At 65.3% G+C, this 13642-nt stretch carries 12 protein-coding genes; 10 read left to right on the forward strand and 2 right to left on the reverse strand.

Features of this window, described 5'->3' with window-relative positions:
• The first annotated feature begins 161 nt into the window (after positions 1 to 161).
• Positions 162 to 1853, forward strand: a complete 1692-nt coding sequence (locus ACIBL3_RS42105) for an amidohydrolase (protein ID WP_396359610.1) — start codon at positions 162 to 164, stop codon at positions 1851 to 1853.
• Positions 1854 to 1857: 4 nt separating this feature from the next.
• On the opposite strand, the gene ACIBL3_RS42110 is transcribed toward ACIBL3_RS42105, so the two are convergent.
• Positions 1858 to 2382, reverse strand: a complete 525-nt coding sequence (locus ACIBL3_RS42110) for a GNAT family N-acetyltransferase (RefSeq protein ID WP_396359611.1) — start codon at positions 2380 to 2382, stop codon at positions 1858 to 1860.
• Between the two features lie 112 nt (positions 2383 to 2494).
• The gene (locus ACIBL3_RS42115) at positions 2495 to 3514 is read right to left on the reverse strand and encodes a LacI family DNA-binding transcriptional regulator (RefSeq protein ID WP_396359612.1); all 1020 of its coding nucleotides are present in this window, start codon (positions 3512 to 3514) and stop codon (positions 2495 to 2497) included.
• 255 nt (positions 3515 to 3769) lie between these two features.
• Here ACIBL3_RS42115 and ACIBL3_RS42120 point away from each other — a divergent pair, with 255 nt between their 5' ends.
• From ACIBL3_RS42120 to ACIBL3_RS42160, 9 genes are all read left to right on the forward strand, one after another.
• Positions 3770 to 4765 carry an ABC transporter permease gene (locus ACIBL3_RS42120; RefSeq protein WP_396359613.1) on the forward strand — a complete coding sequence of 332 codons (996 nt, stop codon included), beginning with the start codon at positions 3770 to 3772 and terminating at the stop codon, positions 4763 to 4765.
• Positions 4766 to 4874: 109 nt separating this feature from the next.
• Complete coding sequence (locus tag ACIBL3_RS42125) at positions 4875 to 6032, forward strand: sugar ABC transporter substrate-binding protein (RefSeq protein ID WP_396359614.1); 1158 nt, start codon at positions 4875 to 4877, stop codon at positions 6030 to 6032.
• A gap of 4 nt (positions 6033 to 6036) precedes the next feature.
• The gene (locus ACIBL3_RS42130) at positions 6037 to 7623 is read left to right on the forward strand and encodes a sugar ABC transporter ATP-binding protein (RefSeq protein WP_396359615.1); all 1587 of its coding nucleotides are present in this window, start codon (positions 6037 to 6039) and stop codon (positions 7621 to 7623) included.
• A gap of 67 nt (positions 7624 to 7690) precedes the next feature.
• Entirely contained in the window at positions 7691 to 8617 is a 927-nt protein-coding gene (locus ACIBL3_RS42135) for a polysaccharide deacetylase family protein (RefSeq protein ID WP_396359616.1), read from the forward strand.
• 31 nt (positions 8618 to 8648) lie between these two features.
• On the forward strand, positions 8649 to 9509 hold the full coding sequence (locus ACIBL3_RS42140) for a mycofactocin-coupled SDR family oxidoreductase (protein ID WP_396359617.1): 861 nt from the start codon (positions 8649 to 8651) through the stop codon (positions 9507 to 9509).
• A gap of 85 nt (positions 9510 to 9594) precedes the next feature.
• Positions 9595 to 10458, forward strand: a complete 864-nt coding sequence (locus ACIBL3_RS42145) for an HpcH/HpaI aldolase/citrate lyase family protein (RefSeq protein ID WP_396359647.1) — start codon at positions 9595 to 9597, stop codon at positions 10456 to 10458.
• Positions 10459 to 10516: 58 nt separating this feature from the next.
• Complete coding sequence (locus ACIBL3_RS42150; protein WP_396359618.1) at positions 10517 to 11926, forward strand: MmgE/PrpD family protein; 1410 nt, start codon at positions 10517 to 10519, stop codon at positions 11924 to 11926.
• Positions 11927 to 11930: 4 nt separating this feature from the next.
• On the forward strand, positions 11931 to 12632 hold the full coding sequence (locus ACIBL3_RS42155; RefSeq protein WP_396359619.1) for a cysteine hydrolase family protein: 702 nt from the start codon (positions 11931 to 11933) through the stop codon (positions 12630 to 12632).
• Positions 12613 to 13437 carry a carbon-nitrogen hydrolase family protein gene (locus tag ACIBL3_RS42160; protein ID WP_396359648.1) on the forward strand — a complete coding sequence of 275 codons (825 nt, stop codon included), beginning with the start codon at positions 12613 to 12615 and terminating at the stop codon, positions 13435 to 13437. The genes ACIBL3_RS42155 and ACIBL3_RS42160 overlap by 20 nt, the downstream gene beginning before the upstream one ends.
• Positions 13438 to 13642 lie beyond the last annotated feature (205 nt).

A 13642-nucleotide genomic window follows, 5' to 3' on the forward strand; every position in this document is an offset into this window, starting at 1 on the left:
GACAGTCGCCGAGCACCCGCCGAAACCCCCGAGCGAGCCACTGCAGCCGTTTGGCATCGAGCCCCAGTCCATCGACTGGGTTGGCAACCGCGCACGCAAAGGCCGGGGCTCATACCTTCAGGCGATCGAGTTGCAGGTGGTCGCGGTGAAAGGGCTGGGCCATGCTGTCCACTGAGCGCGAGTCCATCAGCAACACCCCTGACCTCGTGGTCGTTGGTGGGCGAGTCCGTTGCGCCCGTGGGCGGTGGGCCGGGGGTATTGCCATCGCCGGCGATCGGATCGCCGCCATCGGCACCGCCGACGAGATCCGCGCACTGGCCGGCCGCGGTACCCAGGTGATCGAGGCCGCGGGCGGTCTTGTCCTCCCCGGCTTCCAGGACGCCCACGTGCATGCACCGTTCGCCGGCCGGAACCGGCTGCGAATCTGGCTCAACGACGCCGTCGGCCGGCGAGAGTACCTCGACCTGATCGCTGCCTACGCCGACGCCCACCCCGAACAGACCTGGATCCTCGGTGGAGGCTGGGCGTTGGAGGCCTTCCCGGGCGGGCTGCCGACTCGGGAAGACCTGGATCGTGTAGTCCCGGACCGGCCGGTGTTTCTGTTCAACCGCGACGTCCACGGAGCATGGGTGAACACCAGGGCTCTCGAGTTGGCCGGCATCGACAAGTACACGCCTGACCCGTCCGACGGGCGTATCGAGCGCGACCCGGCGACCGGCGAGCCGACCGGTATGCTCCATGAGGGCGCCGCGTATCAGTTCAACGACGATGTAGTGCCTGCTCCAGACCGAGTCGAGTGGGAGTCGGCCATCCTTGAGGCTCAGTCGTTCCTGCACGCCCTCGGCATCACGGGCTGGCAAGACGCCTGGGTCACGCCCGCAACGCTCAACGCCTACCGGAGCCTGGCTGACGACGGCCGCCTGACCGCTCGGGTGGTCGGGGCACTCTGGTGGGACCGCTACCGCGAGCTCGACCAGATCGACGATCTGCTTGCCCAGCGCGAGCTCGGCTCGGGCAGGCACCCGCGAGATCGCAGCGAGCGGTTCCTGCCGACGAGTGTGAAGATCATGACTGACGGCGTGCTGGAGAACTACACAGGCGCGCTGCTCGAGCCCTACTGCGACGGCTGCGGGGGCCACACGACGAACCGCGGACTGTCGTTCGTCGACCGCGAACTGCTCGCCGCCGCGGTCACCGAGCTGGACCGGCACGGCTTCCAGGTCCACATGCACGCGATCGGCGATCGCGCCGTGCGAAACGCCCTCGACGCCGTCGAAGCCGCGCGCACCGCCAACGGTCCGAGCGACCAGCGGCACCACATTGCGCACGTCCAGCTCATCCAGCCCGACGACATCGGCCGGTTCGCGGAGCTCGACGTGGTTGTCAACTGCCAGGCCTACTGGGCGAAGACCGATCCCCAGATGACCGAGCTGACGGTGCCGTTCCTCGGTCCCAAGCGGGTCGACCTGCAATACCCGTTCGAGTCCCTCCGCCGCGCCGGAGCCCGGCTGGCCATGGGGAGCGACTGGTCGGTCACCACGGCCGACCCGTTGCAGCAGATCGAGGTCGCGGTCACGCGAACCGACCCTGAGAGCCGCTCCGACGCTCCGTTCCTACCGGACGAGCGACTGTCGATTGACGACGCCGTGGATGCCTTCACGGCAGGATCGGCGTACGTCAACCACGACGACGACGGCGGGACGCTCACGGTCGGGGGCCGTGCCGACCTGGCGATCTTGGACCAGGACGTGCTGGCCGCTCGATTCGCGAGCGCCGACCGTTTCCCCGCCTCCAACGCCTCAGTACGGCTGACTGTGGCCGCCGGCAAGGTCGTGCACGAGCGCCAAGCCTGACGGTTCAGCCACCGACCTTGCCGGCGCTGACCGGCATGACAAGAGTCACGAGCTGATCGACGAACCCGAGTCGGCGGTACAGGTCGATCGCGCCCGAGTTGCCCGCGATCACGGAGACCTTGGCAACGGTGACGTCGGCCTCTTTGAAGTAGTCCTGCGCGAGCTCGATCAGCTGCGTCCCCAATCCGGCACCACGGGCGCGCTGGCTGACGACAAGCGTCTCCAGGACGCCGACCTTGTCACCCCAGTCCCATGACGCACCGACCGCGCCGAGATGGACGAAGAGGTAACCGAGGAGCCCATCACCATCTCGCGCCACCCACAGGCGACCGGCGGCATTCGCGAACCAATCGACGTACTGCGCCCGGCGGATGGCCCATGACGCGTCGAGGGTGAGACCAGGCGCTACGCGTGCCAATTGCGTCGCGACATCGTGGTGATGCTCGAGCAGCTCTCCCCAGAGCGGGCGAACCTGCTCGAGGTCTGCGGCGAATTGCTCGACAATCTCATATTGCAGATTGCCACTCATGGCTCTCCGTCCTCATTGGGGTGGCGCGACCGCATCACAGCCGGCCGCGTAGGGCCGGCGAGGTTCACGGCGCGGACGTGCGAGCCGACGATCGGCAGCTCCGCGGCAGCCATCAGTCCAGACCTCCCGTGGAAGCCCGGACAATGAGCCGAGTTTCAAGCACCTGCTCGCGGTCCCGCGGCGCCGCGCCCTCGAGGATCGATGCCAGTAGAGCCGCGGAGCGACGACCCACCTCGGCGGGCTGGAGGTCGATGGATGTGATCGCCGGCGCCGAAGCGGTCATCAGCGGGCCATCGACGCAGGAGCTGACGAGCAGGTCCTCCGGCACGCGTAGACCTCGCTCCTGGACCGCCCGGACGACCGGGGCTGCCCCGCCGTCGAGTCCGCAGATGATTGCGTCTGGCGGGTCAAGCTGGTCGAGGAGTTGGATGGCGGTCTCTGCTGCAGCCTCAGGGTTGACGGGGATGCGCTCGATACGCTCGGCTGCGCCACGCGCTGAGCACCACTCGCGATAGCCCACCGTGAGCTGCTCGGTCCACTCGGCCTCGATGTCGGCGCGGACAAAGGCGATGCGGCGGGCGCCGCGGGCGGCTACGTGGTCGAGCAGCATCTGCATGTCGCGCCGGTCGTCCGTTCGTACGCATCCGGCGTGATGAGCCCCGGGTGTCGGGTCGCGGCCGACCGTGACGACGGTGAGGCCGAGCTCGGACAGCACTCGCAGGCCTTCGTCGTCTCGCACCGGGTCGGCGACGACCAGGCCGTCGACGTCGATGGCGCCAAGCGCGTCGGGTGTCAGGCCGGTCGGCAGCAGGACCATGCCCAGCCCTCGTTCGAGCGCGACCTCGGCCGCGCCCATTGCCAAGGCCATGTAGTAGCCCATTCCGGCCATCCCGGCCGGGATCTCGGTCAGGAACGAACAATAGAGTCCGATCTGGCCGCTGCGACCCTCGCGCAGGCGCCGCGCCGAGGCGCGCGGCCGGTAGCCGAGCTCGGCGGCGACGGCCAGCACCCGCTCACGCGTCTTGGCCGACAGGCGACCGGTGCCGTTCATCGTGTCGGAAACGGTGGTGACCGAGACGCCTGCCTCGCGGGCGACATGACGGGCGGTGATCCTTCGGACAGGAGTCGTCATGGTCGGATCATACCTATTGCAGGAACGTTCCTGCTGCGTATAGCTTGGGTTTGCAGGAACGTTCCTGCAGAGGGTCAACGACGACCAGGGCACGGAGCACCACGAGCGAGGAAGAGAGCAGGACGAGATGGCGATTGATGGCGACACCCCGGCGGGCGCGTGGCTGCGATCGGCTGGCTGGGCCGCCCGCTTGGCCCCCGCCGGCAAGCGCCCGAGCTTGAACACCTGGCGAATCGAGGCTTTCGAGGTGGAAGAATGACGACTGTCGAGGCGCCGGAGGCTGAAGCCTCGCAAGCGAAAGCCAGGTCACCGCTGACGGCTTGGCAAGATGTCGCCGAGCGATTCGGCATCGTGATCGTCTGGGGCATGCTGATCGCCGTCTTCGCGGCCATCGGTACCCCCTACTTCTTGACCACGGGTACCTTCCAGACGATTCTCGGGTCGCAGGCGGTCCTCGTGATTGTCGCGCTCGCGCTGATGATCCCGATGATCGTGAACGAGTTCGACCTCTCGATCGCGGGAGCGATGAGCGTTTCGCTCACTCTGGTGGGATGGCTCAACGTTGTGCATCACTGGCCCCTCCTTCCGACCTTGATCGTCGCGTTGCTCAGCGGAGTTGTCATCGGCCTGCTGAACGCGCTCTTCGTTGTGGGGATCGGAGTCGACTCGATCGTGGTCACCCTCGGGGCGGGGACTCTCTGGGTCGGGGTCGGCTACGGCATTTCCGCTGAGACAATCCCGGGAGTCTCACAGACCCTCGTCAAGGCCGCGACCCGGCCTGTCCTCGGTCTGCCGCTCGCCTTCTGGTACGCGGTGGCCCTGACCTTCGTGTTGTGGTACGTGCTGGCATTCACACCACTCGGCCGCTTCTTGTACTTCGTCGGGGCAAACCGGTCGGTTTCACTCCTCTCGGGGATCCCGGTCACCCGTATCCGGGTAGGGGCGCTGATTCTGTCGTCGTTCTTGGCGGCGTTTGCCGGCGTCGTTCTCGCCGGGACACTCGGGTCGTCCGCACCTGGGGTTTCCGAAAGCTACCTGCTGCCGGCGTTCGCGGCCGTATTCCTCGGAACCACCACGTGGAACCCTGGCAAGTTCAACCCAATCGGCACGTTCATAGCTGTCTATTTCCTCATCACGGGAATCACCGGACTCCAACTTCGCGGCCTGACCGGCTGGATTGAGGACGTCTTCTACGGCGGATCACTGGTTGTTGCGGTAGCTCTGTCGAGGCTTGCCGCTCGACGACGATGAGACCGCATTGCCCGTCGTGGCCACAATCACTCGCGTGGGCGGTGGCGAACTGCTCGCGAAACAGTCAAATCCTTAGCACCAACACCAGGCCTTGAGGAAAGATCACGAAATGAACCGCAACTCGTTCAACAAGAAGCTCCTGACGGGGCTGACCGGACTCGCCGTCGCTGCTGCAGCTGCCGGTTGCGGCAGTTCGGGCGGCTCCGCGAACGCCAGCAGCGCTGACACCCAGGCGTGTATGGACAAGATCACGCCGGTTGTCGACCAGCACAAGCAGGAAGTTCAGTGGAAATCCCCTGGACCGGCGTTCGACGCGTCGAGCATCAAGGGCAAGACGGTCTACTGGATCAGCGGCAACGCGGAAGTCCCGTTCTCACAGAAGGTCTTCGCCGGCTTCAAGGAAGCGGCTGACAAAGTTGGCGTCAAGTACAACTTCTTCAATGGCGATGGGTCCGCTGCCACGATGTTGCGCGGCTTTCAGCAGGCCATTGCCGCACACGCTGACGTGATCATGATCCAGTCGATTCCGCTCGAGACCTTCAAAACGCAGATCGCGGTCGCAAATGAAGCGGGAATTCCGATCGTCGAGGCGTGGAACACCGACGCGGGTGAAGCGCCGGAGCCGGGCACGCAGGCGGCAGTGACCTATGACTTCACCCGCGCCGGCCAGATGATGGCGGCCGCCGCGATCAAGATCTCGAAGTGCAACGTGAAGGCCGTCACCTTCTCACCGAGCGACGACACGATCGCGAAATACGAGGTCAGCGGTATCAAGGGCGAATTTGAGAAGTACTGCCCCGATACCTGCAGCACCACGGAACAGTTCACCCGAATCTCGGAGTGGTCGACACGCCTTCCGGTCCTCGCCCGGAACGCCGTGTCGAACCCGGCGGTGAACTGGCTGATGCCGGTGTACGACGGGCAGACTCAGTTCACCAATCCGGCGGTCATGCAGGCCGGCGCGGCCAGTCGCGTGAACGTGGCCAGCTTCAACGCCACGCAGGGCATCATCGATCAGCTCGCACAGAGCGGAAACCCGCTCGCGGTCGATGTCGGAGCCCCGCTCGCGTGGAGCGGCTGGGCGATCGCGGACCAGTGCTTCCGCCTCCTGGCCGGCGAGAAGCCGGTAGTAGACGAGAACATTCCGCTGCGGACCTTCGACCGCGACAACATTGACGAGATCGATCTCAGCAAACCCGACGCGACCTGGTACGGGACCAACACCGACTTCCAGGCGGAGTACCTGAAGCTGTGGAAGGTTGGCTAGTCCGATGGACGGCGTGACAGGCGAGCAGGAGCTGAGCGGGCCCGGCTCGAGCCGGCGCGCCGCCGGTGATGAAACGGAACCACCTGTCCCGATCTTCCGCGCGAACAACATCTCGAAGTCGTTCTCGGGGAAGCGAGTTCTGCACAACCTCGACCTCGAGATCATGCCCGGCGAGGTGCATGCTCTCGTCGGGCAGAACGGCTGCGGCAAGTCGACCTTCATCAAGACCCTCGCGGGCTTTCACGCGCCCGACGAGGGTGGGGCGGCCTGGATCAGGGGGCGCCAGATTGACCTGCCACTGCGCTCGGGCGATCGCGCGGAGCACGGTTTCGCGTTCGTGCATCAGGACTTGGGCCTGGTCGAGACGATCAGCGTGCTGGAGAACGTGCGGGTCGGAAACTTCGGCCGGACTCGCGGTTTCCGCATTCCATGGCGCGACGAGCGCCGGCACGTTGGTCGACTCCTGGCGCGCCTTGGGGTCGACGTCTCGCCCGACGCACCGATCTCCGAGCTCAGCCAGATCGACCGGACCAATGTCGCGATCGTGCGCGCCTTCGATCAACTGACCGGCGTCGAGCGTGGACTGCTCGTACTCGACGAACCCACCGCAGCGCTGCCCAAAGACGGGATCGAGCGATTCTTCGCCACGGTCAAGGAGCTCGCCGCCGCGGGGTGCGGCGTCCTCTTCGTCTCGCATCGACTCGAAGAGGTGTTCGAGCTGGCAGACCGAGTCTCGGTTCTTCGCGATGGTCACCTCGTGCACACGGGGCCGGTCAAGGAGCTGGACGAGGACCAGCTGATCGAGCACATCCTCGGCTTCTCGCTCGATCGTCTCTACCCGGCGTCGCACAAGCCGACCGTCGATGTCCTGGCGAAGCTTGACAACGTCAGCGGTGCCGGCGTTGTCGATGTGTCCCTGAACGTCCATCGCGGTGAAATCGTTGGGCTCACTGGCCTGCTGGGAAGCGGCTCAGAGCGGCTCCCATACCTGATCTTCGGTGCTGAGGCCGCGAGCGAAGGGGCCTTGACGCTGGACGGCCAGACTGTCGACCTACAGCGCATGACCCCGAGAAAGGCGATCGAACTGGGCTGCGCGTTCCTCCCAGCGAACCGCCTCGAAGACGGCTCGCTGCAGAGCGCGACGGTGAAGGAGAACCTGACGCTGCCGACGCTCGGCGCGTACTTCGTTCGCGGTGCCCTGCGCCGTCGGCCAGAACTCAGCCGTGTGCGCAAGCTCCTTCGCGACTACGACGTTCGGCCGCAGGAGCCAGACCATCTGCTCGCCAGCCTGAGCGGCGGGAATCAGCAGAAGGTGCTGCTCGCCAAGTGGTTCGAGACCCAGCCGGTGTTGCTGCTCGTCCACGAGCCGACGCACGGCGTGGATGTGGGTGCCCGCGCTCAGATTTACGAGCGACTACGCGAGGCAGCGGCCGGCGGCATGGGCATTCTGCTCGCGACGTCGGACTACGAGGATCTTCCGTACCTGTGCGACCGAGTGCTGGTCTTCCGCAACGGGCGCGTCGTGAGCGAACTGCACGGCGCGGACCTGACCCAAGAGCGAATTGTCGAGCAATGCTTCCGCACCGGTTGAGACCGCATCCGACAAGGCATCGACAACCGACACATCCGCAGGCCGAGACTGACGAGGAGCTAGCGAAGTGAACGAAGTGGACGCGATCCGTCCCCGCGACCTGGTCGGCTATGGCCGGCGACTCCCGAAAGTCGTGTGGCCGAACAACGCGAAGGTCGCGATCAGCCTTGTGGTCAACTACGAGGAGGGTTCCGAGAGATACGAGCGGCTCGGCGACGTCAGGTCGGATGGTCTCGCGGAGTTGGACATCACCCTCGCGAAGGACTATCGCGACTTCGCGATGGAGGCTGTCTACGAGTATGGCAGTCGTGCGGGCATTTGGCGGCTGTTCAACATGTTCGAGGAGTACGCGATCCCGAGCACGTTCTTCGCCTGTGGCATGGCGCTGGAGAAGAATCCGGAAGTAGGTGCGGCGATCAAGGAGCTCGGACACGAGGCCTGTGCGCACGGCTACCGCTGGGACGAGCCGTGGCTGTGGACGCGAGAGCAGGAGGCTGAGCAGATCCAAAAGGCCGTGGCGGCCATCCGAGACACGACCGGGTCGAGGCCGCTCGGATGGTACTGGCGCTACAGCTCGTCACTGTGGACCCGCGAACTGCTGGTTGAGGAGGGAGGCTTCCTCTACGACTCCGAGACCTACAACGACGACCTGCCCTACTTCACCGAGGTGAAGGGCAACCAGCACTTGGTCGTACCGTACACCCAGACCTACAACGACCTCCGCTTCTTGCGTAGCGAGGGCGGCTTCTCATCGCCGCAGTCGTTCTCCGACTACCTTCGACGAGCCGTCGACGAACTGCATCGCGAGGGAGGGCGGGGGTACCCGAAGATGATGTCCGTAGGGCTGCACCCCCGCTGGGTGGGTCAGGCCGGGCGAGCGAGCGCGCTGCGCGAGTTCATCGAGTACGCGCTGGGTAAGGGCGACGTCTGGTTCGCCCGTCGAGATGAGATCGCACAGCACTGGATCGACCACCACACGGAGTGGGAGCGGTGAAGGATGCCGTTCTCCGGAAAGGAACAGCTTGATGCCGGATCTCAAAGGTCAGGTCGCGATCGTGACCGGAGCAGCCCGCGGCCAAGGACGATCACATGCGTTGGCGCTCGCCGCGGCAGGGTGCGATGTTGTTGCCCTCGACATCTGTGCGTCGGTACCAACAGTGCCGTACCCGCTCGCCACCGAGGACGACCTGCGCCAGACGGCGAAGGAAGTAGCGGCGCTCGGCCGGGACTGCCTCGCGTTGACGTGTGACGTCCGTTCGACCGAGGCCCTGGATGATGCGGTGGCCAGGACTCTCGAGAGATTCGGCCGCATCGACATTCTTGTCGCAAACGCCGGGACCTGGGCATTGGACAATCTCTGGGAGATCACCGACGAGTCCTGGCAGGTCGTGCTGGACATCAACCTGACAGGCACCTGGCGCACCATCAGGGCCGTCGTGCCGACGATGATCGAGCAGCGCCGTGGCGCCATCGTGCTCGCAGCGTCGGTGAACGCGTTCGAGGCAGGTACGAGAATGGCGCACTATGTCGCGGCCAAGCACGGCGTTCTCGGACTGATGCGCAACGCCGCGCTCGAGCTCGGCCGCTTCAACATCCGCTGCAACGCCGTCTGTCCGGGCGCCATCGATACGAAGATGAACGATTGGCAGGGGGCGTACGACCTGATGGCGGGCGGCCCGGGCGGTACGCCCGAGGATCGCCGCGTCAACGCACACCACTGGTCGAACCTTGCAGGTCGCGGCCTGCTCGATCCCGCGTCCGTGAGCCGCAGCGTTCTGTTCCTCGCCTCCGACGACGCACGCGACATCACCGGCGTCGCGCTGCCGGTTGACGGCGGGCATGCCGTCTTGCCGGGCCTCAACGGCGACCCCGTAGGCGACTGGTAAGCCAGCCGGAGCCCTCGTGAGGGCCAGCACCCTGTCCTTGGATCACCCATCAGTTGCTCCGATAGTCGAGAGGCCTGTCCGACCAATGTCGCCTTATCTGCACAACTCCATCCCTACTCTGGCTGCGTCGCGTCCGAACCGCGTCAAGCGGCTGATCGCTGACGGGCAGATCCCGGTCGGATGCTTGATCGGGTCCGACGCTCCCTGGCTGGTCGAGATGCTGGGTATGACCGGGTACGACTTCGTGACCTACGACCTGGAGCACGAGGCCATCGATGTCGGCTCCGTGGCAAACCTCGTGCGAGCCGCGGACACGGTGGGAATGACCTCCATCGTCCGCATGCCGGCGAGTGAGGCTGTTGTTCCGATGCTGACGACCGGGGTGCAGGGCGTATGGGTACCGGACTTGCGCGGACGCGCTCATGCGGAGCAGATCGTCGAATTCACCAGGCACCCTCCGGTGGGGCGCCGTACCTTCTACACCGGGCGCGCCGGTCAGTACGGTGTGGGATTCGATTACGACCGCTGGACGTCTGCGGCTGACGCGGAACTCCTTGTCGTGGCGATGATCGAGGACATCGCTCTCGTCGACGAACTCGACGAGATCCTCGCGGTCGATGGCATCGACGGCTACCACGTCGGTTCCGCCGACCTGGCTCAGAGCATGGGATCGCCGGCGCCCGAGCGCGTGGAGGAGGTGGTCGGCGAGATCGTCACACGCATCCGTGAAGCCGGAAAGCTGGCGTCTGCCGGCGTAGTTGTTGCTGGGGCCATGGATGGTGTGCGGAGCCGCGTCGCCAAGGGAGACGACATTCTGACGATCTCGTTGGGGCACGTGCTCACTCACGCGCTCGGCTCCTTCCTCGAAGAGGTCGAGCGACAGATCCCCGACGAACGGCGCATCGCGACGGCTCGCACTCTCACGCCTAGTCCGTACGTGCAGCGGTGAGCACGCGAGCGAATCCTCGCTTACAGGAAAGGGCGAACGGAAGGGTGAATGCGTAGACATGGATGACATGACACGGATCGTCGGTCACGTGATGACTCCGACTTTCGAGGACATTCCGCGGCAGGCGATCGAGCGTGCCAAATTGTCGATCCTCGATACGCTGGCGAGTGCCATCGGCGGCTCTGACGATCCGATCGCCCACTCGGTTCGCAGGCTCGGCGGACTGTCCGGGGGCAAGCAGGAGTGCACGATCTGGGTGACCGGCGAGAAACTGCCCGTGCTGTCCGCCGCTCTCGTGAACTCCGCAACGTCCCGGGTGCTCGATTTCGATGAGACGTACGAGATCTACATCAACGGGTGTCACGCGAGCGCGTATGACGTGCCTCCCGCGCTGGTGCTCGCGGAACGTGACCCGTCCATTAGCGGAGCCGAATTGCTGGCGGCCGTCGCGACAGCGATAGACCTGCATCTCCGTCTTGCCCGGAGCATCACCAGCAACTGCGGCGATACGGGTCGGGACAATCTTGTCGCTGTGTGGGGCGCCGCCGCGGCCTGCACCAGGCTGCTGCGGTTGAACGAAGAGCAAACCCGTAACGCGTTCGGCATCGCGTACGCCCACGCCGCCGGCGAGCGTCAGATGTACGAAGAGGTCACACATGTCGTTGCCCTGCAGCAGGGTCTCCGTGCCCGTTCCGGCATGGAGTCGGCATTCGCCGCCTCGGTGGGGCTGAACGGCCCGCACGAGCCGTTGTTCGGAAAGTACGGCTTCTATCGGGCGTTCGAGCCGGACCACGACCTCGAGTCGCTGCTGGACGGGCTCGGAGACGAGTATCTGAACGCCTCGATCAGCTTCAAGCCTTGGCCGTCATGCCGTGCCACCCATCGTGGAATCTCCGGGATCCTGGAATTGCGTGAAAGGCACGACTTCCAGGGGGATGACATTGAAGCGATCGAAATGGGGTTGAACCGCCATGCCGAGTCGCTGGTCGTACAACCGCGCGATCAGAAGTGGAATCCGCGTGACTCGGTGACAGCGCGCTTCAGCCTGCCGTACGTGGTGGCCGTCGCAGCGGCGAAGGGAACTGTGGGCATTGGCGACCTCAGGCCGGAAGCCTTCGACGACCCGTCCGTGCGCCGGATCATGGCCGCGACGACGGTTGAGATCGATCCGGAGATCACTCGCCTGAACGCTCGGAGAGGGAACTCGCCGACCCGGGTGAAGGCGATCCTGAAGGATGGGGCCGAGCACGAGGTCGTCGTCGACACTCCCTTCGGCCACCCGGACAACCCGGCGTCCCTTTCCGACGCCATGAGGAAACTCGAGTCATGCGCCGAGATGGCGGCCCGGCCGTTCACAGGGCTGCAGATCGAAGCAATCGGTGACTTCGTGACGAATCTTGATGCCGCCCCCTCGGTCGCGCCGCTGTTCGAGCTCCTGGCACCCAGTACCTCCACAGGAAGGGCATAGACCGATGCGGACGATACATGGAAAGGCAGTCTGCGAGACCATCGAAGAAGTTTTGCAACCGGACGGCTGCGCCGTTCTTGCGATCGATCTCCAGAACGACTTCATCTCGACGGACGGCGCGATGGCCAAACGTGGCGCGGACGTGTCCGCGATGGCCGGCTTGGCGCCGGTTTGTGCAGACTTCATGGATGCTGCCCGGGAGCTCGGGGTGCGGATCGTGCACGTCCGGCTCGTCAATCTGCCCAATGGCGAAAGCGATTCAGCCCCCTGGATGCGCTTCAGGGGGCTGACCGTCGACAGTACCGACTGGGCGGTCGAAGGCACCTGGGGGGCCGAATTCGTGGAGGGTTGCGAGCCGTACGAGGGAGAACTCGTCGTCACAAAGCATCGTTCGAGCGCGTTCACCGGTACGAACCTGGACGTACTGCTTCGTGCTTGCGGTGTCAAGACAGTCGTGGTTATCGGCGAGCAGACGCCGGGGTGCGTCGAGGCGACGTATCGGGACGCCAGTTATCACGACTACTACAACGTGCTCGTCGAGGACTGTGTGATGGGGCGCGATCGCGAACTGCATGAGGCATCGATCTTGATCCAGAAGGCACGCCACGACGTCGTCACAGCGGCGCAGGCGCTGTCGATCTGGAGGCGCTATTACGACGAGGGGAGAGGACGTGCGAGCCGCAGCGGTGCAGCTGAATTCGACTGAGGACAAGGCGCGAAATCTCCGGACCGCGGATCGCCTCACTCGGGCTGCGGTCTCGGACGGGGCGCAGCTCGTGGTGCTGCCCGAGAAGTTCAACGTGCTCGGAACGGACGACGAGGTCCGACGAGGTGCTGAGAAGCTCGAGCAAGGGCCCACGATCGGCTGGGCGCGCGCCACCGCGCGAGAACTCGGCATCGATCTCGTGCTGGGCTCGATCGCCGAGCGGCGCGAAGGACGCCAGAAGCTCAGCAACACATCGATCCACGTCGGCCCAAGTGGTGCTGTCATGGCTGTGTACCGGAAGATCCACCTGTTCGACGTGGCAGTGAGCGGGACCGAGTACCGGGAATCGGATGCTCAGGAGCCAGGCGGCGAGATCGTACTCACGGAGACCGGCGACGGCGTTCCGCTGGGAATGAGCATCTGCTACGACTTGCGCTTCCCCGAGCTCTACCGGATCTTGGCTGTGCGCGGCGCTCGGGTGCTGCTGGTGCCGGCAGCGTTCACGAGCATCACCGGGCAGGCGCACTGGGACATCCTGTGCAGGGCGCGTGCGATCGAGAATCAGACGTTCGTGGTCGCCGCCGATCAGGTCGGCCGCCATCGCCCTGGCAACGAGAGCTTCGGCGGCTCGCTGATCGTCGACCCGTGGGGGGATGTACTCGCGCGGGCATCCGACGGGGAATGCTTCATCGCGGCTGATCTCGACCTTGCTCGCCAGGACTCCATCAGAGGCAAGCTCCCAAGCCTGGCCAACCGGATGCCGGCCACCTACATCTGGCCTTCTCAGGAGCCGGCGGATCAGTAGCGACCAAGAGTCTGCAGGTGTCGGAGCGTGCCGAGGTTTGCGCGGCGCTCGGTGTCATGAACACCGAGCGCCATCCGATTTTGCTTTGTACTACAGGGATGCACTTCGGCAGGCGAGGCTGGCCGACGCGCCCGGCGCGATGCCTGCCGAACCGGCTGGGTGACGGCCCCGTTCGACGATTCGACCAGATGGTGTGACCGTTCAC

Origin of the sequence: Kribbella sp. NPDC050124 (genome assembly GCF_044460355.1) — a bacterium.
Taxonomy (GTDB): Bacteria; Actinomycetota; Actinomycetes; order Propionibacteriales; family Kribbellaceae; genus Kribbella.